At 74.7% G+C, this 21,999-nt stretch carries 21 protein-coding genes and 3 pseudogenes; 7 read left to right on the top strand and 17 right to left on the bottom strand.

Going from position 1 to position 21,999, the window contains the following annotated elements; all coding sequences use genetic code 11:
* Position 1 precedes the first annotated feature (1 nt).
* Both LPA42_RS20340 and gndA read left to right on the top strand, forming a co-directional pair.
* The gene (locus LPA42_RS20340) at positions 2-802 is read left to right on the top strand and encodes an energy-coupling factor transporter transmembrane protein EcfT (protein ID WP_077938761.1); all 801 of its coding nucleotides are present in this window, start codon (positions 2-4) and stop codon (positions 800-802) included.
* A 133-nt stretch (positions 803-935) separates the two neighbouring features.
* Positions 936-2,381 (top strand): NADP-dependent phosphogluconate dehydrogenase, encoded by a 1,446-nt coding sequence (gndA, locus tag LPA42_RS20335; protein WP_077938760.1) that lies wholly within the window; start codon positions 936-938, stop codon positions 2,379-2,381.
* A 76-nt stretch (positions 2,382-2,457) separates the two neighbouring features.
* Here gndA and LPA42_RS20330 read toward each other — a convergent pair whose 3' ends face one another.
* From LPA42_RS20330 to recO, 3 genes are all read right to left on the bottom strand, one after another.
* Positions 2,458-2,643 carry a hypothetical protein gene (locus tag LPA42_RS20330; protein ID WP_077938759.1) on the bottom strand — a complete coding sequence of 62 codons (186 nt, stop codon included), beginning with the start codon at positions 2,641-2,643 and terminating at the stop codon, positions 2,458-2,460.
* A 110-nt stretch (positions 2,644-2,753) separates the two neighbouring features.
* The gene (locus tag LPA42_RS20325) at positions 2,754-3,533 is read right to left on the bottom strand and encodes an isoprenyl transferase (RefSeq protein WP_198956651.1); all 780 of its coding nucleotides are present in this window, start codon (positions 3,531-3,533) and stop codon (positions 2,754-2,756) included.
* A gap of 32 nt (positions 3,534-3,565) precedes the next feature.
* Positions 3,566-4,378 carry a DNA repair protein RecO gene (gene recO, locus LPA42_RS20320; RefSeq protein ID WP_043966796.1) on the bottom strand — a complete coding sequence of 271 codons (813 nt, stop codon included), beginning with the start codon at positions 4,376-4,378 and terminating at the stop codon, positions 3,566-3,568.
* A gap of 101 nt (positions 4,379-4,479) precedes the next feature.
* Between recO and LPA42_RS20315 the strand changes: the two genes are divergently transcribed.
* A complete protein-coding gene (locus LPA42_RS20315) occupies positions 4,480-5,304 on the top strand; it encodes a DUF4097 family beta strand repeat-containing protein (RefSeq protein ID WP_077938757.1) in 825 nt (274 codons plus the stop codon).
* On the opposite strand, the gene LPA42_RS20310 is transcribed toward LPA42_RS20315, so the two are convergent.
* The 10 genes and pseudogenes from LPA42_RS20310 to LPA42_RS20265 form a co-directional block, all read right to left on the bottom strand.
* Positions 5,291-6,478 (bottom strand): acyltransferase, encoded by a 1,188-nt coding sequence (locus LPA42_RS20310; RefSeq protein WP_077938755.1) that lies wholly within the window; start codon positions 6,476-6,478, stop codon positions 5,291-5,293. The genes LPA42_RS20315 and LPA42_RS20310 overlap by 14 nt on opposite strands.
* Positions 6,479-6,634: 156 nt before the next feature.
* Positions 6,635-7,558: a GTPase Era gene (era, locus tag LPA42_RS20305; RefSeq protein WP_077938753.1), complete on the bottom strand. Its 924-nt coding sequence runs from the start codon at positions 7,556-7,558 to the stop codon at positions 6,635-6,637.
* Between the two features lie 5 nt (positions 7,559-7,563).
* The gene (locus tag LPA42_RS20300; protein ID WP_043966794.1) at positions 7,564-7,950 is read right to left on the bottom strand and encodes a hypothetical protein; all 387 of its coding nucleotides are present in this window, start codon (positions 7,948-7,950) and stop codon (positions 7,564-7,566) included.
* Positions 7,943-9,361 (bottom strand): hemolysin family protein, encoded by a 1,419-nt coding sequence (locus LPA42_RS20295; protein WP_091275544.1) that lies wholly within the window; start codon positions 9,359-9,361, stop codon positions 7,943-7,945. Before LPA42_RS20295 ends, LPA42_RS20300 begins: the two co-directional genes overlap by 8 nt.
* Complete coding sequence (gene ybeY / locus LPA42_RS20290; RefSeq protein WP_043966793.1) at positions 9,337-9,810, bottom strand: rRNA maturation RNase YbeY; 474 nt, start codon at positions 9,808-9,810, stop codon at positions 9,337-9,339. Before ybeY ends, LPA42_RS20295 begins: the two co-directional genes overlap by 25 nt.
* 9 nt (positions 9,811-9,819) lie before the next feature.
* Positions 9,820-10,188: pseudogene (locus tag LPA42_RS20285) on the bottom strand (PhoH family protein); the annotation flags it as partial.
* A gap of 264 nt (positions 10,189-10,452) precedes the next feature.
* A pseudogene (locus LPA42_RS20280) lies at positions 10,453-11,001 on the bottom strand (LAGLIDADG family homing endonuclease); the annotation flags it as partial.
* Between the two features lie 258 nt (positions 11,002-11,259).
* Positions 11,260-11,955 (bottom strand): annotated as a pseudogene (locus tag LPA42_RS20275) (PhoH family protein); the annotation flags it as partial.
* Between the two features lie 153 nt (positions 11,956-12,108).
* Positions 12,109-13,479, bottom strand: a complete 1,371-nt coding sequence (locus tag LPA42_RS20270; RefSeq protein ID WP_077938744.1) for a serine hydrolase — start codon at positions 13,477-13,479, stop codon at positions 12,109-12,111.
* 114 nt (positions 13,480-13,593) lie between these two features.
* A complete protein-coding gene (locus LPA42_RS20265) occupies positions 13,594-13,944 on the bottom strand; it encodes a histidine triad nucleotide-binding protein (RefSeq protein ID WP_077938743.1) in 351 nt (116 codons plus the stop codon).
* Positions 13,945-13,989: 45 nt separating this feature from the next.
* Here LPA42_RS20265 and LPA42_RS20260 point away from each other — a divergent pair, with 45 nt between their 5' ends.
* Entirely contained in the window at positions 13,990-14,751 is a 762-nt protein-coding gene (locus tag LPA42_RS20260; protein WP_077938742.1) for an SDR family NAD(P)-dependent oxidoreductase, read from the top strand.
* Positions 14,752-14,804: 53 nt separating this feature from the next.
* Here the strand turns inward: LPA42_RS20260 and LPA42_RS20255 are convergent, their stop codons facing one another.
* From LPA42_RS20255 to hrcA, 3 genes are all read right to left on the bottom strand, one after another.
* Entirely contained in the window at positions 14,805-15,539 is a 735-nt protein-coding gene (locus LPA42_RS20255; protein ID WP_077938741.1) for a 16S rRNA (uracil(1498)-N(3))-methyltransferase, read from the bottom strand.
* Between the two features lies 1 nt (position 15,540).
* Complete coding sequence (gene dnaJ / locus LPA42_RS20250) at positions 15,541-16,686, bottom strand: molecular chaperone DnaJ (RefSeq protein ID WP_176734063.1); 1,146 nt, start codon at positions 16,684-16,686, stop codon at positions 15,541-15,543.
* Positions 16,687-16,759: 73 nt separating this feature from the next.
* Complete coding sequence (hrcA, locus tag LPA42_RS20245; protein ID WP_077938739.1) at positions 16,760-17,782, bottom strand: heat-inducible transcriptional repressor HrcA; 1,023 nt, start codon at positions 17,780-17,782, stop codon at positions 16,760-16,762.
* 309 nt (positions 17,783-18,091) lie between these two features.
* On the opposite strand from hrcA, the gene LPA42_RS20240 reads away from it, so the two are divergent.
* Positions 18,092-18,715 (top strand): DUF4870 domain-containing protein, encoded by a 624-nt coding sequence (locus LPA42_RS20240; RefSeq protein ID WP_077938738.1) that lies wholly within the window; start codon positions 18,092-18,094, stop codon positions 18,713-18,715.
* A gap of 42 nt (positions 18,716-18,757) precedes the next feature.
* Here LPA42_RS20240 and hemW read toward each other — a convergent pair whose 3' ends face one another.
* On the bottom strand, positions 18,758-19,981 hold the full coding sequence (gene hemW / locus LPA42_RS20235; RefSeq protein ID WP_198956647.1) for a radical SAM family heme chaperone HemW: 1,224 nt from the start codon (positions 19,979-19,981) through the stop codon (positions 18,758-18,760).
* A 19-nt stretch (positions 19,982-20,000) separates the two neighbouring features.
* On the opposite strand from hemW, the gene LPA42_RS20230 reads away from it, so the two are divergent.
* Together LPA42_RS20230 and LPA42_RS20225 are read left to right on the top strand one after the other, a co-directional pair.
* On the top strand, positions 20,001-20,783 hold the full coding sequence (locus LPA42_RS20230) for an enoyl-CoA hydratase-related protein (protein ID WP_077938737.1): 783 nt from the start codon (positions 20,001-20,003) through the stop codon (positions 20,781-20,783).
* A gap of 193 nt (positions 20,784-20,976) precedes the next feature.
* Positions 20,977-21,846, top strand: a complete 870-nt coding sequence (locus tag LPA42_RS20225) for a hypothetical protein (protein WP_043969225.1) — start codon at positions 20,977-20,979, stop codon at positions 21,844-21,846.
* Positions 21,847-21,999 lie beyond the last annotated feature (153 nt).

The following is a 21,999-nucleotide window of genomic DNA, read 5'->3' as shown; positions in this document are numbered from 1 at the left end:
CATGATCAGCATCTCTCCGGTGGCCGTGCCCGGCGCCCCGCTGGCCCGGCGCAACCCCGTGGCGAAGGTCGCCGCCGCGCTGGTCTTCTCGTTCACCCTGCTCGCCACCCTCGACCCGGTGGCGCCGGCCGTCGCCATCGGCGTCGAGCTGGCCGTGCTGCCCCTGTTCGGCATCCGCTACGGGGTGCTCGCCCGCCGGGCCGCCCCGCTGCTGCTCAGCGCCGCCGGCATCGTGGTGACCCTGGTCCTGTTCGCCGCCGAGCGCACCGGCCGGACCCTGGTCGAGGCGGGGCCGGTGGCGGTCACCAGCGGGGTGCTGCTGACCGCGCTCGGGCTGGCCCTGCGCATGCTCGCGGTGGCGCTGCCCGGCGTGATCGTCTTCGCCACCACCGATCCGACCGACCTGGCCGACGCGCTGGTGCAGAACGCGAAGGCCCCGGCCCGCTTCGCAATCGGCGCGTTGGCGGCGTTCCGGCTGGTGCCGCTGCTCGGCCAGGAGTGGCAGATGATCAGCATGGCCCGGCGGGCGCGCGGGGTGGACGCCGGCCGCAACCCGGTGGCCCGGCTGCGGCTGTTCGTCTCGACGGCGTTCGCGCTGCTGGTCGGCGCGATCCGGCGGGGCACCCGGCTGGCGGTGGCGATGGACGCCCGGGGCTTCGACGCGGCCACGCCGCGCACGGTCGCCCGGCGGCAGCGGTTCGGCCCCGCCGACGCGCTGCTGGTCGCCGGTGCGGCGGCGCTGGCCGGGGCGGCGCTGGCGGTCAGCGTCGTCCTGGGCACGTTCCGCCCGCTGATCGGCTGACCCGCAGGTCAGGGCGGCGGCTGCGGGGCGGACGCCACCACACTGTGACACCGCGTCGACCACCGGTCCCGGTCCGGCGGGCGGCGCGATACCGTCGCAGCACTACAGGCGACGCGAGAGGTGGCGGGTACGGATGACGCAACAGGCGACGGCGCAGATCGGCGTGACGGGGCTGGCGGTGATGGGCCGGAACCTGGCCCGCAACCTGGCCCGGAACGGGTTCACGGTGGCGGTGCACAACCGGTCGCCGGAGCGGACCCGCAGCCTGGTCGCCGAGCACGGTGACGAGGGGACGTTCGTGCCGTCCGAGTCCCTGGCGGACTTCGTCGGCTCGCTGGAACGCCCCCGCGCCGTGATCATCATGGTCAAGGCGGGCGCACCGACCGACGCGGTGATCGACGAGCTGGTGCCGCTGCTCGACGAGGGCGACATCATCGTCGACTGCGGCAACGCCCACTTCGCCGACACGCGGCGGCGGGAGGAGGCGCTGCGCGCCAAGGGGCTGCACTTCTCCGGCACCGGCGTGTCCGGCGGCGAGGAGGGCGCGCTGCTCGGGCCGAGCATCATGCCGGGCGGCTCCGCCGAGTCGTACGCGAAGCTCGGCCCGATGTTCGAGAAGATCGCCGCGCAGGTGGACGGCACCTCGTGCTGCCGGCACATCGGCCCCGACGGCGCCGGCCACTTCGTCAAGATGGTCCACAACGGCATCGAGTACGCCGACATGCAGCTCATCGCCGAGGCGTACGACCTGCTGCGGGCGGGGCTGTCGGCGAGCCCGGCGGAGATCGCGGAGATCTTCCGGGAGTGGAACACCGGCGAGCTGGAGTCGTTCCTCATCGAGATCACCGCCGAGGTCCTCGGGCACACCGACGCGGCGACCGGCCGGGCCTTCGTGGACGTGGTGCTCGACCAGGCCGAGCAGAAGGGCACCGGCCGCTGGACGGTGCAGAGCGCGCTTGACCTGGGCATCCCGATCACCGGCATCGCCGAGGCGACGTTCGCCCGGTCGCTGTCCGGGCACGCCGGCCAGCGCGAGGCCGCCCGCCGCGCCTTCGGCGACGCCGGGGAGAAGTGGCAGGTCGAGGACCGCGACACCTTCGTCGAGGACGTGCGGCGCGCGCTGCTGGCCAGCAAGATCGTCGCGTACGCGCAGGGCTTCGACCACATCCGCGCCGGCAGCAGCGAGTACGACTGGGACATCGACCTGGGCGGCACCGCCACGATCTGGCGGGGCGGCTGCATCATCCGGGCCCGCTTCCTGGACCGGATCAAGGAGGCGTACGACGCCGAGCCGGAGCTGCCGTCGCTGCTGGTCGCGCCGTACTTCGCCGAGGCGGTCAGCGCGGGCGTGCCGAGCTGGCGGCGGGTCGTCGTCGACGCGGCGCGGGCCGGGGTGCCGACGCCGGCGTTCTCGTCGTCGCTGGCCTACTTCGACGGCCTGCGCGCCGAGCGGCTGCCCGCCGCGCTGCTGCAGGGGCTGCGGGACAACTTCGGCGCGCACACCTACCGCCGGGTGGACCGGGACGGCTCGTTCCACACCCTGTGGGCCACCGAGGGCCGCTCCGAAGTGGAGGCCTGAGCCGCAACGCGCCGGTGCCGCCCCCGAAGCTTCGGGGGCGGCACCGGCGCGGTCGGGTCGGGGAGAACCGGTCGGGTCAGAAGAACCGGCGGCGCTTCGCCTTCTGCGGGCGCAGCAGGTCGGCGCCCCTGGTCAGCATCCGGGTCACGCCGGTCGGGCCGCGCCGGGCCTCCAGCGTGTGGCTGAGCCGGCGCGCGCCGGCCGCCGCCAGCGGCACGGCGACCGCCATGACCGCCCACTGGGCAATCCGCTTCTGAATCATGTGGGTTCACCTCCGCCGTCGTGGCTGTTGCCGGAGGTGATACCCCACCGGCCACGCCGGTAAGCGTCCCTACGGGCCGGTCAGGGCTGCGGCGTCAGGGCTGCGGCCGGTCAGGGCTGCGGCGGGGCGACCGGGTTGGGCAGCGCCCCGCCGAACCGGCGGTCCCGCTGGGCGTACAGCTCGCACGCATACCACAGGTGGCGGCGGTCGAAGTCGGGCCACAGGGTGTCGAGGAACACCAGCTCCGCGTACGCGGTCTGCCAGAGCAGGAAGTTGGAGATCCGCTCCTCGCCGGACGGGCGGAGGAAGAGGTCCACGTCGGGGACCTCCGGGTGGTAGAGGTATTTCGCCACGGTCTTCTCGGTGACCTTGCCAGGGTCGAGCCGGCCCGCCGCCACGTCGCGGGCGATCGCGGCGGCGGCGTCGGCGATCTCGGCCTGCCCGCCGTAGTTGACGCAGAACTGCAGCGTCAGCGTCGAGTTGCCCCGGGACATCTCCTCGGCCGTCTGCAACTCGGAGATGACGCTCTTCCACAGCCGGCCGGCGCGGCCCGACCAGACGACCCGCACGCCCAGCTCGACGAGCTGGTCGCGGCGGCGACGGATGACGTCCCGGTTGAAGCCCATCAGGAACCGGACCTCGTCCGGGGAGCGCCGCCAGTTCTCCGTGGAGAACGCGTACGCCGAAAGGTAGGGGATGCCCAGCTCGATCGCGCCCTCGATGGTGTCGAAGAGGCTGTGCTCGCCCTGCTCGTGGCCCTTGGTGCGGGGCAGCCCCCGCTCCTTGGCCCACCGGCCGTTGCCGTCCATGACGATCGCGACGTGCTTCGGCAGCGCGTCGGCCGGCAGCGCCGGGGGCCGGGCGCCCGACGGGTGCGGAGTCGGCGGCACCGGCTCACGCCGGCCGGCCCTCAACGATCGGATCACTCGGTCTTCCCCCTGTCCACGGCGGCGGCACCGCCGGCCGTCGGGCCACCCCGGTCGACCAGCGGCAGCGAGCGTAGCGCGCGCTCCAGGTGCCACTGCAGGTGCGCCGCGACCAGGCCGCTGCACTCCCGGCGTACGCCGGTCTCGGTGGCGTCGGCGAGCACCCAGTCGCCGGTGGTGAGCGCGGACATCAGGTCGACGGTCGCCGGGGCGGGGTGGGCCGCGCCGGGGGGCCGGCAGTCCGGGCAGACCGCGCCGCCGGCCGGCACGGAGAACGCCCGGTGCCGCCCGGGGGTGCCGCAGACGGCGCAGGCCGTCAGCGCGGGCGCCCAGCCCGCCAGGGCCATCCCCCGCAGCAGGTACGCGTCGAGCACCAGCGTGGTGGCGTGCTCGCCCCGGGCGAGCGACTTGAGCGCGCCGAGGGTGAGCTGGAACAGCCGCAGCGACGGCTCCCGCTCGACCGGGGTGAGCCGCTCGGCGGTCTCGGCGATCGCGCTGGCCGCCGTGTAGCGCGGATAGTCGCCGAGGAACCGCTTGCCGTACAGGTCGATCCCCTCGACCTGGCTGACGCTGTGCAGCGAACTGCCGGTGTTGCCCTTGGGGTCGCCGGCGAGCTGCACGTCGACGTGGCCGAACGGCTCCAGCCGGGCACCGAACTTGCTGGTGGTGCGGCGGACCCCCCGGGCCACCGCGCGCAGCCGCCCGTGCCGGCGGGTCAGCAGGGTGATGATCCGGTCGGACTCGCCGAGCTTCTGCACGCGCAGGACCACCGCGTCGTCGCGGTAGAGCTGTCGGCGGTACCCGGCCATCCGATCATTCTCCCCCGGCCCACGGAATCAGGGTCGAATCGGGGTGCCCGGCGGGTGATCCCCGATGCGCGGCGGGCCGGACCGGCCGTAGCGTGCCGGCCATGGCCTCGCACCCGACCGCCCACGCCACCCGCCCCGCCCGCGCCACCCGCGGCGTCCCCGCCCGCGCCGTCGCGGTCGGGGCCGTCGCCGCCCTGATCCTCCTCGCCGGGTGCGACAACCTGTCGCTGCGCCGGCTGGACTTCGACGACGTCGAGTCGACGCGGATCGCCCGGGTCACCGTGCTGCCCGGCTCGGGCGACGTGACGGTCGTCGGCGGCGGCCCCGCCGGCCAGGTACGGATCAAGCGGGTGCTGCGCTACCACGGCGACCAGCCCGAAGCCCGGTACGAGATCCGGGGCGACGAGCTGGTGCTCGACACCGACTGCGGCTCCCGCTGCACGATCTCCTATGAGGTGAACGCCCCGGAAGGCGTCGCCGTGAGCGGCGCGACCGGGTCGGGCAACGTGACGCTGAGCCGGGTCGGCGAGGTGGACTTCCGGCTCGACTCGGGAAACCTGGAGATCACCCGGGCGACCGGGGCGGTCCGCGCCGAGGCCAGCTCCGGCAACGTCGAGGTCGACGACGTACGCGGCCCGGCGACCCTGCGCGCCTCGTCGGGCGACGTCACGGGCAGCCGCCTCGGCGGCCAGGTGGACGCCGAGACCGATTCCGGCGACGTCACCGTCGAGCTGGCCGCCCCCGCCTCGGTGCGGGCGCACGCCGCCAGCGGCGACGTGCAGCTCGTCGTGCCCGCCGGCCGGTACCGGGTGCGCTCGGACGTCGACTCCGGCGAGGCCGAGCTGGGCATCGTCGACGACCCGGGCGCGTCGCTGCTGCTCGACGTGGCCGCCGACAGCGGCAACGTGACGGTCACCGCGCGCTGAGCTTGAGGGTGTGTTCCTCGGGGGCGCGGGGCGCGGGCAGCACCGCCCGGTCGTAGCCGGCCGGGGCGGGACTGACGGGCACAGGGCGGGCGCCGGCCGGCACGGGGCGGCCGGCGTCAGCCCCGCCCGCCGGCACGGGGCGGCCGGGGGCGGTCCCTCGGGCCGGCACGGGGCGAACGCCACCGGGGAACAGCTCCGGGGGCCGGCGGGCGGCGACGTCCTCGACCCAGCCGACCGCCGCGGTGACCGCGCCGACCAGCGCGAAGACCAGCACCACCCGGATCGCGAGGCCCACCGGGTCCTGATGGGACCAGCCGACCACGTCGACCAGCGGGGTGAGTGCCACCACGAACGGCATGTGCCACAGGTAGACGGTGAGCGCCCGCCGGTTCAGCACCGTCACCGCCCGGCCCGCCACGGCGGACCGGTCCACCCAGGCCGCCGACGCCGGGGCCCGGCCGATCGCCACGAGGATGAACGCGGCCGACCACAACGCGTTGCCCAGCGGGATGTCGTTCAGGTCGTACCCGCGCGACCCGGGGTGGGTGGCGATCCAGGCCGCCCCGGCGACGCCGAGGGCCAGCGCCACCGGGACCAGCACCCGATTGGCCGTACGCCGCAGCAGGCCGTCGTGGTGGGCGAAGCCGAGCAGCCACGCGCCGAAGTAGAGGCCGAACTCCCGCAGCACGGTGGGCGCGGCGGGGAACAGTCCGAACTCGATGGCGGCCAGCAGCGCGTACGGGGCGAGCAGGGTGGGCCACGGGGCCCGCCGGAACAGCCACAGCGCGACGGGCGAGGCGAACACGAACCACAGGTAGTCGCGCAGATACCAGATCACGCTGAGCGCCAGCGCCCCCCAGTAGTTGGCCGGCGGGTCGGCGACCGGGAACGCCCACAGCAGCACCTTCGGTGTCAGCGGCAGCCCGGTGAGCAGCATGGCGGGGACGAAGACGGCGGCCAGCACCCACAGCGAGGGCAACAGGCGGCGCAGCCGCCGGCGTACCGCCGACGGTCCGGACCGGTCCAGCGACGCCGCCATCAGCGAACCGGCGAGCGCGAACATCACCGACATGGCCGGGAAGACCAGGGTCAGCGTGGCCCATCCGGTCACGTGGTAGACGACGACACGGACGATCGCCAGGGCACGGAGCAGGTCCAGGTACCGGTTTCGCATCAGCCGGCTTCCGGTCGGGGGCAGGGGGGAGCTGTCGATCCCTACCCTCCGACCCCCCACCGCAAAACGCCCAGCAAGCCGCCTAGAAAGTGAGAAACGCCATCCTTCTGCCCAGAACCGGAACACCCGCCCCGGGCCGGGGTGGGTGGGTGGGGGTTAGAAGCCCAGTTTGCGGAGTTGTTTGGGGTCGCGTTGCCAGTCCTTGGCCACGCGGACGTGCAGGTCCAGGTAGACGCGGGTGCCGAGCAGTTCCTCGATGTGCCGGCGCGCGGTGGTGCCGACCTCCTTGAGCCGGCTGGCCCGGTGGCCGATCACGATCGCCTTCTGGCTGGGTCGCTCGACGTACACGTCGGCGTAGATCTTCATGAGGTTGCCCTCGGGGATCATCTCCTCCACCACCACGGCGATGGAGTGCGGCAGCTCGTCGCGAACCCCCTCCAGGGCCGCCTCCCGGATCAGCTCGGCGACCAGCACCTGCTCCGGGTCGTCGGTGAGCATGTCGTCCGGGTAGAGCTGCGGCGACTCGGGCAGGTAACCGGTCATCACGTCGACCAGCGTGTCGAGCTGGTGCCCGGAGACCGCGCTGACCGGCACCACGGCGGCGAACTCGCCCAGCTCGCTGACCGCGAGCAACTGCTCGGCCAGCCGCTTCTTGTCCACCAGGTCGGTCTTGGTCACCACCGCCAGCACGGTGGCCTTCAGCTCGGCCAGCTCCCCGGTGATGAACCGGTCGCCCCGGCCGACCGGCTCGTCGGCCGGGATGCACAGGCCGATCACGTCGACCTCGCTCCAGGTGGAACGGACCAGGTCGTTGAGCCGCTCGCCGAGCAGCGTGCGGGGGCGGTGCAGCCCAGGGGTGTCGACCAGGACGAGCTGCGACTCCGGCCGGTGCAGCACGGCCCGGATGACGTGCCGGGTGGTCTGCGGCTTGTTCGAGGTGATCGCGATCTTCGTGCCGACGATGGCGTTGGTCAGCGTCGACTTGCCGGCGTTCGGCCGGCCCACGAAGCAGGCGAATCCCGCCCGGTACGGGCGCGCTCCCCCGCCGCCGCCGACGTCGCCCGCCCGGCCTCCCCGCACGTCGCTCACTCGACCACCGTGCCGAGGACGGTGCCGTCCGGCGCGGCCACGTGGATCGGCGCGTCGGCGGCCAGGTCACGGACGGCGGCGTGCCCCGCCCCGTCCAGGGTCGACGCCTCGGTCACCACGACGGCGGCCTCCAGCCGGGTCGCCCCGGCCGCCACGGCGGAGGCCACCGCGAGCTGGAGGGCGGTGAGGGTCAGCGAGGGCAGCGACACGCTCGCCGCCGCGTACGTCCGGCCGTCCTGGTCGCGTACCGCGGCTCCCTCCACGGCGCCCACCCGGCCCCGGGCCCCCCGGGCGAGGATGACCAGCTTGCCGTCCTCGGCGCTCAGCTCGACCGGCGCGGACGGGGTGGGCAGGGCGGCGGGCGCGGCGGGTGACTCAGGCATCGGCGGGTTGCCTCTCCTCGGCTCGGTTCTGGGTGCCCCGGGCCTCGGCGGGCTCGCCGCGCCCGGGGGTGGTGTCGGGGTGGTCGGTCGGCTCGACCCGGCTCACCAGCACGGTGTCGATCCGGTTGCGCCGGCCGGTGGTGCCCTCGGCGACCAGGCGCAGCCCGGCCACCTCGGCCTCCGCGCCGGGGATCGGGACCCGGCCCAGGGCCTGGGCGAGCAGACCGCCGACCGTCTCGACCTCGTCGGCGGGCAGCTCGACGTCGAACAGCTCGCCGAGGGTCTCGACGGGCAGCCGGGCGGTGACCCGCACCGCGCCGTCCGCCAGCCGTTCGACCGGCGGACGTTCGACATCGTACTCGTCGGTGATCTCGCCGACGATCTCCTCCAGGATGTCCTCGATCGTGACGAGGCCGCCGGTGCCGCCGTACTCGTCGACGACGATGACCAGGTGGTTGCGCGCGGCCTGCATCTCCGACAGCAGGTCGTCGACCGGCTTCGACTCCGGGACGAACGTCGCCGGGCGCATCAGCTCCGACACCGGCAGCAGGGAAGCCGCCGGGTCGCCGCCCTGGGTGCGGCGGATCAGGTCCTTGAGGTAGAGCACGCCGAGCACGTCGTCGACGCTCTCCCCGATCACCGGGATGCGGGAGAAGCCGGAGCGCAGGAACAGGGCGAGGGCCTGGGAGAGGGTCTTGCTCTCCTCGATCCACACCATCTCGGTGCGCGGCACCATCACCTCGCGGGCGATGGTGTCACCGAGCGCGAACACCGAGTGGATCATCTGCCGCTCGCCGTGCTCGACGACGCCCCGCTGCTCGGCCAGGTCGACCAGCTCGCGCAGCTCCACCTGGGTCGCGAACGGCCCCTCCCGGAAACCGCGCCCCGGGGTGACCGCGTTGCCGATCAGGATCAGCAGCGACGCCAGCGGATTGAGCGCCCGACCCAGCCAGCGCACCAGCGGCGCGACGGCCCGGCCGACCGCGTACGCGTGCTGCCGGCCGAGGGTACGCGGGCCGACCCCGACCACCACGAAGCTGATCACGGTCATCGCGCCGGCGGTGACCAGCGCCGCCCGCCAGCCCGCGCCGAACGTGTCGACCGCCACCAGCGCGACCAGCGTGGTGGCGGTCAGCTCGGCCAGCAGCCGCAGAAGCAGCAGCAGGTTGAGGTGGCGGACGACGTCGCCGGCGACGGCCTGGAGCGTGCGCGCGCCCCGGGCCCCGTCGCGGGCCAGCTCGGCCGCCCGGGCCGGTGACACGGCGGCCAGCGCCGCCTCGGTCATCGCGATCAGGCCGGCGAGCACCACCAGCCCGGCCGCGAAGACGAGCAGCTGCAGGTCGGGCAGGCCCGCCGCCGCGCCGGCAGCCGACACCTGTGCGGGCATCACGCGGACCGGGTCGACCGCCAGCTGGCCAGCAGCCGGGCCTGGAGCTCGAACATCTCCCGCTCCTCCTCCGGCTCGGCGTGGTCGTAGCCGAGCAGGTGCAGCACCCCGTGCACGGTGAGCAGGTGCAGCTCGTCGGCCGAGGAGTGGCCGGCCGTCGCGGCCTGCTTGGCCGCCACCTCCGGGCAGAGCACGATGTCGCCCAGCAGCGCCGGCTCCCCGCCGGCCGAGCTGGACTCGCCCGGCCCGTGGTCGACGCTGCCCTCGTCCATGGGGAAGGCGAGCACGTCGGTCGGGCCGTCGCCGCCCATCCAGCGGTGGTTCAGCTCGGTCATGTAGTCGATGTCGACCAGCAGCACGGACAGCTCGGCGAGGGGGTTGACCCCCATCTCGTCGAGGGCGTGCCGGGCGACGGCGAGCACGGCGTCGGTGTCGACGTCGACACCGGACTCGTTGGCGATCTCGATGGACAACTGGGTTCCCTAGGTCTGTCGGCGCCGGCCGGCCCGGCCGCCCTGGGCGGTGCGCCCCGGCACGGCGTGCACGCCCTGCGCCTGCTGGTTCTCCCGCTCGGCGTCCCAGCGGGCGTACGCGTCGACGATCTCCCCGACCAGCCGGTGGCGCACCACGTCGGAGCTGGACAACTGCGCGAAGTGCACGTCCTCCACGTTCTCCAGGATCTCCCGGACCACCCGCAGGCCGCTGGTCGTCCCGCCGGGAAGGTCCACCTGGGTGACGTCGCCGGTGACCACGATCTTGGAACCGAAGCCGAGCCGGGTGAGGAACATCTTCATCTGCTCGGGCGTGGTGTTCTGCGCCTCGTCGAGGATGATGAACGCGTCGTTGAGGGTGTTGTGCGTGACCAGGAAGTCGTCGGTCACGTACAGCGAGTCCTCCGCCGCGACCTGGATGCACATCGTCTCCTGCACCCCGGCAGGGATGATCGAGTCGATGAACCGCATCGGCCGGCCACCGCCGTGCTCGTCGTACAGCGCACGCTTGCGCGACAGGCGGAACGGCGCGACACCGGCAGGAAGCCTGATCTCCACGACGTAGGCGTCGGCGCGGTAGTGGACCGGGCGGCCCTTGGCCAGGCCGGGCTTACGCCCCTCGGCCTCCCGGACCCGCCAGGTGGCCACCCCACCGAGCGACTGGGCCAGGTAGACCACGTCGTCCCGCAGCCGCGGCGACGTCGTCGAGTATTGCACCCGGCAGGTGCGCCCCGCCTGGACGACCGGCCCGCCGTCGGTGTCCAGCAGCCCCTGGAGCACGGCCAGCCGGACGTCGAGGCTGTTGTTCCTGTAGACCTCGGGCACGAACTTGGTGCCCGAGGTCTCCCCGGCCAGGCCCAGTTCGCGCAGCACGGCCGTCACCGGGTTGGCGACGATGACCCCACCCCGGTGACCGTCGACGTGCCGGAGCACGTAGTCGTACTCGCTCTTGCGAACGAGGGCGATGCCGGGCAGCGCCTCGTCGAGCGCGGCGGCCAGCTCCGGGTCCGCCGTGGAGAAGGCCGGCGTCGCCCGGGAGGAGAAGGCACCGTCGCCGAGGAGCAGCCCGAGCGCGTACGGGTCGAGCGGAACGTCCTGCGGCGCCAACTGCACGGGCGCGACGACCGGCAGCTCGTACCGGCGGGTGTGGCCCCGCCACTCCTTGCCGATCATCTCCTGGGTTTCGAGGGTGCGCCGACGCCCGCGCCGCTTGTCGTCGGGCGTGGCGACGGTCCAGAGGTGCTCGCCGCAGGCGACGGTGGACGCGCCGTCCTGGGTGGTGACCCGGTAGACCTGCTTCGGCCCCTGCGGGTAGACGCCGATCACCGGCGTGGGCGTGCCGTTCGAGCCGATGACCAGGTCACCGACCCGCAGCGACCCGAACGGCCGGAACCCCTCGGGGGTCAGGACCCGCGCGTCGTACGGCTGCGCCCGCCCCCTCATGTATGCCAGGGGCGCGACCTCGATCGTCCCGGCCGCCATCAGCTTCGGGATCGTCTCCGGGTCGAGCATGTCGTGCAGCGCGTCGTAGAGCGGGCGCAGGTAGGGGTCGATCTTCTCGTTGAGCGTGCCGGGCAGGAAGCCCAGCCGCTCCCCCGCCTCGACCGCCGGCCGGGTCAGGATGATCCGGTTGACCTGCTTGGCCTGGAGGGCCTGGACGGCCTTCGCCATCGCCAGGTAGGTCTTGCCGGTGCCGGCGGGGCCGATGCCGAAGACGATGGTGTGCGCGTCGATCGCGTCGACGTACTTTTTCTGCCCGAGCGTCTTGGGGCGGATGGTGCGCCCGCGCCGGGAGAGGATGTTGAGCGTCAGGACCTCGGCGGGCCGCTCGGTGCCGCCCTGCTCCAGCATCCCGACGGTGCGCCGCACGGCGTCAGTGGTCAGGGTCTCGCCTTTCTCGATCAGTTCGAGCAGCTCGCTGAAGAGGCGCTCGGCGATGGCGTTGTCCGCCGGAGCACCGGTGATGGTGATCTCGTTGCCGCGGACGTGCACGTCGCTGTCGACCGAACGCTCGACGAGTCGCAGGATCTCGTCGCCCGCGCCCAGCAGGTTGACCATGATCTTCGAGTCGGGGACGGTGATCCTGGTCTGCACCCGGGGCGGGCCGGGAGGTGGGGTGCCGGTCATGGGTCGGGCCGAGGGGCCCTGCGCACCTGCTCTCGATCTCGGCGCCGGGCCCTGCTGGCGCGGCGATCGGACGTTACCTCCATCGTAACGTTTCCCGCGCGGCGGCACCTCGCCCATTTCCCCGGGCCGCCGGGCTGCCGGCCCGGCCGGGCGTCAGCGCCGGAAGTCGTACCCGTCGAAGGTCTCCTGGCCCCGGGTGAAGCGGTACGTCGCCCAGTGCAGCCGGACCACCGCCCCGGTCGCGTCCCGGGTCAACCGCAGCAGCTCGCCGGCCTCCCGCCCGGAGACGGTGCGGAACACGTCCGGCCGGTCCGGCAGCGGGGCGAAGACCGCCGGGGGCTTGCCCGCCGGGTCGCCCGCGCTGCGGGCCTGCAGGGTGCCGTCGTGCCAGCTGAAGACGGACGCGAAGCCCTCGCCCCACCACGGGCCCAGCATCCCGCGCAGGTGCTCCGGGGCCGGCGGGCCCGGCCGCCACGGCTCGACCTCGGCCGGGTCGTGCTCGACGGCGGCGGCGAGCAGCCGGTGCGGCAGCTCCATGACCTGCACGCCGGTCCCGGACGAGCCGAGCACCGCCGCGCCCATCGCCCCGGGGGTGCCGTCGCCGCCCCGGCGGCCGTAGACGGCGGCGAGGAAGCCGGGCATCGCCCCGTCGTGGCCGACGTGCACGACCCGGTCGCCCTGCGGCAGCAGGATCAGCCCCAGCCCGAAGCCGGCCCCCCAGGTCGTCTCGTCGGTGACGGTCAGCGGCCAGCGCATCTCGTCGAGCGTCGCCGGGGCGAGCACCGCGCCGGTGGGGTCGAGCGCCGCCGGGTCGGCCAGGAACGCCGCCCAGCGGGCCATGTCGGTGGCGGTGCTCCACAGCTGCCCGGCCGGGCCGACCGCGGCGAAGTCGGTGGGCGGCTCGGGGTGCGCCTCGTCGGAGTACGCGTCGACAAGGAACCCGGTGGCCGCCGCCGGGCCCGGCCGGTCGGTGGTGGCGGTCAGGCCGAGCGGGGTGAGCACCCGGTCGGCGAGCACCTCGGCCCAGGTGCCGCCGCGCAGCCGGGCGACGAGCTGGCCGAGCACGGCCATGCCGAGGTTGGAGTAGTGGAAGCGGCGGGCCGGCGGCAGCACCCGCTCGGCGCGGGCCAGGTCGGCCAGCAGCTCGTCCGCCCCGGGGGCGAGCAGGGTGTCCCAGACGTCGCCGTGCGGCTCCCGTTGCAGGCCGGAGGTGTGCGACAGCAGCCGGCGCACGGTCAGCTCGCCGTGTGCGGGCACGTCGAGGTGCGCGCCGACTGGGTCGTCGAGGTCGAGCAGGCCGGCGTCGCGGCACTGCATGACCAGCACCGCGGTGAACGTCTTGGTGACCGAGCCGATCCGGAACAGCGTCTGCGGGCCGAGCGCCGTGTCGTTGCCGGTGCCGCCGGCCTCGCAGGTCCAGAGCGGGCGGTCCGCCCGGTGCAGGGCCGCCGCGACCGCCGGCACCCGCCCCTCGGCCTGGACCCGCCGCACCATCCGCCCGAGCCGCTCGTCGATTCCACTCACGCCCGCAGTGTAAGGAGGGGCCCCTTGTTAACGCATTCCGTATGGGAAGGGCCCCTTCCTAACACCTCGGCGCGGGACGCGCCCGCGACGGACGCGCCCGCCGCCCCCCCCCCCTCAGCGGCAGAGCATCGGGCCCAGCGGCGCGCCGCCGAGCACGTGCGCGTGCACGTGGAAGACCTCCTGGCCGCCGTACGCCCCGGTGTTGAACATCAGCCGGAAGCCGTCGCCGAGCAGCCCCTCGTCCTCGGCCACGGCGGCGGCCGTGGCGAGCAGCTCGCCGGCGAGTGCCGGGTCGCCCTGGCCGAGGGTCGCCACGTCGGCGTAGTGCTCCTTGGGGATGACCAGCACGTGCACCGGGGCCTTCGGATCGATGTCGCGGAAGGCGAGGGTGGTGTCGGTCTCCCGGACGACGGTGGCCGGGATCTCCCCGGCGACGATGCGGCAGAACAGGCAGTCGGATCCCATCGGGGCATGGTAAGTGGTGCCGGACGGCTGGGGCATGATGGCCGCGTGACTTCACGGGCGGTGCTGGTGACGGGGGCCTCGCGGGGCATCGGGCGCGCGGTGGCGGCGCGGTTCGCGGCGGGCGGGGACCGGGTGGCGATCCACCACCGGGGCTCCGGGGAGCTGGCCGAGCGGCTGCGCGCGGAACTGCCGGGCGACGGCCACGTCGTGGTCCGCGCGGACCTGGCCGACCCCGAGGCGGTACGGGTGATGGTCGACGACGCGGCGACCCGCCTCGGCGGGCTGGACGTGCTGGTCAACAACGCCGGGGTGTACGGCGAGCGGAACGCCCCGCACCCGGTCTTCGGCGCGTCCTACGCCGACTGGCAGCGGCGCTGGCGGCAGGTGCTGGAGACCAACCTGACCGGGGCGGCCAACGTGACCTGGTGCGCGGCCCAGCACATGCGCGGGCGGGGCGGGCGGATCGTCAACGTCTCGTCGCGGGGCGCGTTCCGGGGCGAGCCGGAGCAGCCGGCGTACGGGGCGAGCAAGGCGGGGCTCAACGCGCTCGGTCAGTCCCTCGCGGTGGCCCTGGCCCCGTACGGCATCACGGTCGCGACGGTGGCCCCCGGCTTCGTGGAGACCGACATGACCACGGAGCACCTGGCCGGTGAGGGCGGCGCGGCGATCCGGGCGCAGAGCCCGTTCGGCCGGGTGGCCCGCCCGGAGGAGATCGCGGCGGCGGTCCACTGGCTGGCGTCGGCGGAGGCGGAGTGGGCCTCCGGCACGATCGTCGACCTCAACGGCGCGTCCTACCTGCGCACCTGACCGGGGCGGGGGTCCACCAGCGGGACAGGCAGGTCACCGACAGGATGGGCGGGTCACCAGCGGGACAGGCGGGTGGCCAGGACGCAGAGGGCGGCGACGCCCGCCGTGGAGGTGCGCAGCACGTGCGGGCCGAGGCGCACCGGGCGGGCGCCGGCCTGGGTGAACGCGGTCACCTCCGCGTCGGTGATGCCGCCCTCCGGGCCGACGACCAGCACGATCTCGCCCGTGGCGGGCAGCGCGGCGGCGGTCAGCGGCTCCTGCGCCTCCTCGTGCAGGACGAACGCGGCGGCGGCCCCGGCGATCCGGCGGACCACCGTGGCCGTGGACTCGTCGGGGGCGCCGGCCACCACCGGCAGCCACGCCCGGCGGGCCTGCTTCGCCGCCTCCCGGGCCGTCGCCGCCCACTTCTCCCGGGCCCGTACGCCCCGGTCGCCGCGCCACTGCGCCACCGAGCGGGCCGCCGCCCAGGGCACGATCTCGTCGACGCCGACCTCGGTCATCGCCTGCACGGCCAGCTCGCCCCGGTCGCCCTTGGCGATGCCCTGCACCACGACGAGCCGGGGGACGGGCGCGTCGACGTGCCCCCGGGAGGTGACCCGCAGGTCGAGGGCACCCCTGCCGACGGCGGTGACCACGGCGGCGGCGGTGCCGCCCCGGCCGTCGGCCAGCAGCAGCTCCTCGCCGGCGCGCAGCCGCTGGACGGTGGCCGCGTGGTGCCCCTCCGGGCCGCCGAGGGTCAGCGCGTCGCCGGTGGGCAGCGCGTCGACCAGGAACAGCGGCGCCGACACCTCAGGCGTGCCCGTTAAAGGCGTCGCGCATCCGGGAGAAGAAGCCGCCCTGCTTGCTCAGCTCGGCGACCTCCTCGCCCCGGGTCTTGGCGAAGTCGCGCAGCATCTTTTCCTGGTCGGGGTCGAGCTTGGTCGGGGTGCGCACGTCGAGGTGGACGTAGAGGTCGCCCCGGCCGGTGCCGCGCAGGTGCGGCACGCCCCGGGCACGCAGCCGCAGGGTGCTGCCCGGCTGGGTGCCGGCCTTGACGTCGACCGTCTCCTCGCTGTCGAGGGTCTTGATGGTCAGCCGGGTGCCGAGCGCGGCGGCCGTCATCGGGACGGTGACCCGGCAGTGCAGGTCGTCGCCCTTGCGGGAGTAGACGTCGTGCGGGCGCTCGTGGATCTCGACGTAGAGGTCGCCGGCGGTGCCGCCGCCCGGGCCGACCTCGCCCTGCTGGGCGAGCCGGATGCGCATGCCGTCCTCGACCCCGGCGGGGATCTTGACGGTGAGCGAGCGGCGGGTGCGCACCCGCCCGTCGCCGGTGCAGGTCGGGCAGGGGTGCGGGATGGTGGTGCCGTAGCCCTGGCAGACCGTGCACGGCCGGGCGGAGACCACCTGGCCGAGGAAGGTGCGCTGCACCGACTGGACCTCGCCCCGGCCGCCGCACGCCTCGCAGGTGGCCAGGTGGGTGCCGGCCGCCGTGCCCGCCCCGGAGCAGGTGGTGCAGAGCACCGCCGTGTCGACGGTGATGGGGGCCTCGACGCCGAACGCCGTCTCGTGCAGGTCCAGCTCCAGGCGCAGGATCGCGTCCGCGCCGGGCCGGGTGCGCGGGCGCGGGCCCCGGGAGCCGCCGGCCGCGCCGCCGAAGAAGGCGTCCATGATGTCCTGGAAGCCGACGAACGGGCCGGCCCCGCCGGGTCCGCCCGGGCCGCCCATGCCCCCGCCGCCGGGGGCGAGGGGGTCGCCGCCGAGGTCGACGATCTGCCGTTTCCGGTCGTCCGAGAGGACCTCGTACGCGGCGTTGATGTCCTTGAACTTCTCCTGTGCCTCCGGGTCCGGATTGACGTCCGGGTGGAACTGCCGCGCCAGCTTGCGGTAGGCGCGCTTGATCTCGTCGTCGGAGGCCTCCCGGCTCACGCCGAGGATGCCGTAGTAGTCCCTGGCCACTGCGTCCCGTGTCCTCATGTTCTTGTCGCGTTGCGCCGGTCGTCGGCCGGAGCCGGCCGTCGGCCCTGACTGGTCAGTTGTGGGCCAGCAGCTCGCCCACGTAGCGTGCCACGGCCCGCACCGTGGCGATGGTGCCGGGGTAGTCCATCCGGGTGGGGCCGACCACGCCCAGTCCGCCGAGCGCGGTCGCCCCCGGGCCGTAGCCGGTGCTCACCACCGAGGCGGCCCGCAGATTGTCGATCTCGTTCTCGTCGCCGATCAGCACGCGGGTGGTGGTCGACTCGGCCTCGCCGATGAGCTTGAGCATCACCACCTCCTCCTCCAGCGCCTCCAGAATGGGCCGCAGGGACCCCTGGAAGTCGAGCAGGCCGCCCCGGGTCAGGTTGGCGGTGCCGGCCAGCGCGATGCGCTCCTCGTGCCGCTCGACCAGCGTCTCCAGCAGCACGGTGGAGAGCGTGGTCATGGTGCCGCGCAGGTGCGGGCTCGACTCCTCGACCAGCGCCTGCACCAGCGGCGGGGTCTCCGACAGCCGGCTGCCGACGAGCTTCTCGTTGACCAGCCGGCGCAGGTCGGTGACGTCGTCGGCGCTCACCGGCGCGGGCAGCTCGACCAGCCGCTGCTCGACCCGGCCGGTGTCGGCGATCATCACCAGCATCAGCCGGGTGGTGGAGATCGGCACCAGCTCCAGGTGCCGCACCGAGGAGCGGGCCAGCGAGGGATATTGCACCACGGCGACCTGCCGGGTGAGCTGCGCCAGCAGCCGCACCGTGCGGTGCACCACGTCGTCGAGGTCGACCGCGCCGACCAGGAAACGCTCGATCGCCCGGCGCTCGGCCGGGCTGAGCGGCTTGACGCGGGACAGCCGGTCGACGAAGAGGCGGTAGCCCCGGTCGGTGGGGACCCGGCCGGCGCTGGTGTGCGGCTGCCGGATGTAGCCCTCCTCCTCCAGCACCGCCATGTCGTTGCGCACCGTCGCGGGGGAGACGCCGAGCTGGTGCCGCTCGACCAGCGCCTTGCTGCCGACCGGCTCCTGGGTGGCGACGTAGTCCTCGACGATCGCGCGGAGCACGGCGAGCTTGCGGTCGTCCAGACCCACCCTGCCACCTCCTGTCGCATGTCGGGCCCGGCGGCGCGGCGGCACCGCAGGTCGGCGCTCCGCCGGTGCGTCGACGCCTGGCACTCGACTGTAACGAGTGCCAGTCTACGTCGGCTGCCCCGTGCTGGGTAAGATCAACGACGGACCGCGGGTGCGGCGACCGCCGCGCGGGAGGCCGGCCGGGCGCGCGCCGACCGGTCGACGGCCGCCCGGTGCGGGCCGCCACCTGCGTGGGCGGGCCGAACATCCGCCGCTCCGCGGCGGTGTCGCTCTGGTGCCCGCTTGCCCGCAACCCCTACCGTGACGTGCATGACTGAACCACCTCGCCCTCCCGGATCGGGCGACCCCGGCGGCTACCCGCCGGAGCCGAACCCGTCGGCACCGTACGGCTCGCCGGGGCACGAGCCCCCCACCGCACCACTGTCCGGGGCCCCCGGGGCGGGCGGCTATCCCCCGCCCGGTGGCTATCCGCCGCCCACCGGTGACCAGCCGCCGTCGGCCGGCTACCCGCCACCCGGTGGCGGCTTCCCCCCGCCCGGTGGCGGATATCCGACCGGCGGCGCGTACGGCGCGCCCTCCGGCGGCTACGCCAACAACGAGGACAAGACCTGGGTCCTGGTCGCCCACTTCGGCGGCGCGGCAGGGATGTTCCTCGGCGGTGGCGTGCTCGGCTGGCTCGCGCCGCTGATCGCCCTGCTCGCCCGGGGCAACCAGTCGCCGACGGTCCGCGCCCACGCGGTGGCGGCGCTGAACTTCCAGCTCCTCTGGTCGGTCATCGCCCTGATCGGCTGGATCCTCACCTGCATCCTGGTGGGGCTCCTGATCGGCTTCGGCGCCATGATCGTCGGCATCATCTTCGGCATCGTCGCCGGCATCAAGGCGAACGAGGGCAGCCCCTACCGCTACCCGATGACCGTCAACCTGATCAAGTGACCCCCGACCGGCCGCTCCCCCGGCCGGTCGGGGTCACCCCCGTCAGGGCAGCAGGTCGCGCACGACCGCGTCGGCCAGCAGCCGGCCGCGCAGCGTGAGCACCGCCCAGCCGGCCGCGTAGCCGGCCGGGTCGAGCAGGCCGTCGGCGAGGGCCCGCCGGGCCCCGGCGCGGCCCGCGTCGTCCAGCACCGCCAGCGGCAGCCCCGAGGCGAGCCGCAGCCGCAGCATGACGTCCTCCGTGTGGGCCTCGTCGGGCGTGAGCACCTCCCGGGCCAGGCCGGGCGACTCCCCCGCCGCCAGGCGCTTCGCGTACGCGGCCGGGTGCTTGACGTTCCACCAGCGCACCCCGCCGACGTGGCTGTGCGCCCCCGGCCCGAGACCCCACCAGTCGCCGCCGTTCCAGTAGAGCAGGTTGTGCCGGCACCGGCCGGCCGGCGTGCGGGCCCAGTTGGACACCTCGTACCAGGAGAAACCGGCCGCGTCGAGGGCGGCCTCCGCGGCCAGGTAACGGTCCGCCGCCACGTCGTCGGAGGGGTACGGCAGCTCGCCGCGCCGCATCCGCGCGGCCAGCCGGGTGCCGTCCTCCACGATCAGGGCGTACGCGCTGACGTGGTCCACCCCGGCGGCCACCACCTGCGCCAGGGACGCGGCGAAGTCGTCGGCGCTCTCCCCCGGCGTACCGTAGATCAGGTCGAGGTTGACGTGGTCGAACCCGGCGCCGCGGGCCTCCCGGGCGGCCTCGGTGGCCCGGCCGGCGCGGTGCCGGCGGTCGAGGATCGCCAGCACCCCCGGCGCGGCCGACTGCATGCCCAGCGAGATGCGGGTGTACCCGGCGGCCCGCAGGGTCTTCAGCGACTCCGGGGTCACCGACTCGGGGTTGGCCTCGGTGGTCACCTCCGCGTCGGCGGCCAGCCCCCAGGTGCGGTCGATGCCGTCGAGGATGCGGGCCAGGTCGTCGGCGGGCAGCAGGGTAGGCGTGCCGCCGCCGACGAACACGGTGTCCACCCTCGGCGGCGGGGCGTCGCCGAGCACCCGGGCGGCCAGCGCCAGCTCGGCGAGCACGGTGTCGGCGTACCCCTCGCGGCTCGCCCCGCCGCCCAGCTCGTCGGCGGTGTAGGTGTTGAAGTCGCAGTAGCCGCAGCGGCTGGCGCAGAACGGCACGTGCACGTACACGCCGAAGCCGCGCGCGCCGACGGCGCGGGTCGCGGTGGCGGGCAGCGAGCCGTCGGCCGGGACGGGCTCGCCTTCTGGAAGGACGCCGGGCATGGCCACTAGTGTGCCCGGCATGACCTCCACCGCCGCGCTCGTGCGGGTCGCCACGGCCCGTGGGGTGACCACCCTCACCCTGGACAGCCCGCACAACCGCAACGCGCTCTCCACGCCGCTGATGACCGAGCTGCTGGCCGGGCTGGCCGCCGCCGTGGCCGACGACGCGGTCCGGGTGGTGGTGCTCGACCACACCGGCCCGGTCTTCTGCTCCGGCGCCGACCTGAAGGAGACCGCCGCCGCGTACGCCAGCGGCACGGTCCCGGCCGGGATGCTCGGCGACGTGCTCGCGGCGGTCTGGGAGTGCCCGAAGCCGGTGGTGGCCCGGGTGGCCGGGCCGGCGCGGGCCGGCGGGCTGGGCCTGATCGCGGCGGCCGACCTGGCGATCTGCGCGCAGGAGGCGACGTTCGCGTTCACCGAGGTGCGGATCGGGGTGATCCCGGCGGTGATCTCGGCGACCGTGCTGCCCCGGCTGGCGCCCCGGGCCGCCGCCGAGCTGTACCTCACCGGCGACACCTTCGACGGGCGGCGGGCCGCCGAGATCGGGCTGGTCACCTCGGCGGTGCCGGCGGACGCGCTGGACGCGGCGGTGGAGCGGGCCTGCGCCTCGCTGGTGCGGGGGGCGCCGAACGCGCTGGCCGGGGCGAAGGCGCTGCTGCGCCGCCCGCCGGCGGCCGACCTGCGGGCCGGGGTCGCCGAGCTGGCCGCCCTGTCGACCGGGTTCTTCCTGTCCGACGAGGGGCGCGAGGGCGTGCTGGCGTTCCGGGAGAAGCGCGACGCGCGCTGGGTGCCGACGGACTGACCGGTTTCCCGGGCCGGCCGGTCGACTCCCGGGGCGCCGAGCGGTTCCCGGGTCGGCCTCCGGTTTCCGGGCCGGGGCGCGGGGAAGGCGGACACGCATCGCGGCCGACCCGCCACGGAACGGAGCGAATCGGTCGGACGGGCCGGACGGCGGCGGCGGGGACGTACTCTTGGCGGACGCCGTCGAACAGGGGGTGCGGGTGCGAAGTCGGGCAGTCGTCGCGACCGGTGTCGTCGTCGCCGTGATCGCCGTGGTGGGGATCTGGCTCGTCGTCCGGCAGGCCGGCGGGCAGCTGCGCCTGCCGTTGTCCCTGACCAGCCGCACCTGCACGGTGCAGGCCGACGGCCAGGTGCGCCTGGACGCCGACCAGATGGCCAACGCCGCCACGATCGCCGCCATCGGCGTCCAGCGGAAGATGCCCGAGCGGGCCGTGGTGGTCGCCCTCGCGACGGCCTACCAGGAGTCCGGGCTGCGCAACCTCCCCGACGGCGACCGGGACTCGCTGGGCCTGTTCCAGCAGCGGCCGAGCCAGGGCTGGGGCACCGAGGCGCAGATCGCCGACCCCCGGTACGCGACCCGGAAGTTCTACGCCGCGCTCAAGCGGGTGCGCGGCTGGGAGAAGATGCGGGTCACCGACGCGGCGCAGAAGGTGCAGCGCTCGGCGTTCCCCGAGGCTTACCAGAAGTGGGCGGACGAGTCGGAGGTGCTGACCCGGGCGCTGCTCGGCGAGGCGACCGGCGCGGTGGCCTGCACGGTCGGCGCGACGCCGGTGATGCGGGGCGCGGCGGCCGCCGCCGCGCTGACCCGGGGCCTGAGCCTGGACTGGGGGCTGCCGGAGGCGGCGTCCCCGGCCGAGCTGACCGGCCTCGCGGTGCCGGCCGACGACCGGCGCGACGGCTGGCGGTACGCGCACTGGCTGGTCTCGCACGCCTCCGACCACGGCGTGAAGCGGGTGCGCTTCGCCGGCCTGGAGTGGACCGCGAAGGCCGGCACCTGGAGCCGGGTGGGCGACGCCCCGGCGAACGACGGCGAGGTGCTCGCCGAGGTCTTCGCCGACGCCTGAGCGGCTCGATTCTCCACACCGACGGTTACCGCACAATCCTCCATATCCGGCGAAAGCCGCCGAACAAGCACCCGATCTCACCCTCCGTGCCCAGACGGGTGCCAACGGTCCGGCCGCTCCCCCGCACCGTCGGGCGCGCTCCGCACCCGCCCG

It is taken from the genome of Micromonospora sp. DH13 (assembly GCF_020873825.1).
Classification (GTDB): domain Bacteria; phylum Actinomycetota; class Actinomycetes; order Mycobacteriales; family Micromonosporaceae; genus Micromonospora; species Micromonospora haikouensis.
The sequence above is the reverse complement of the archived record's forward strand: the minus strand, read 5'-3'. Positions and strand labels throughout refer to the sequence as shown.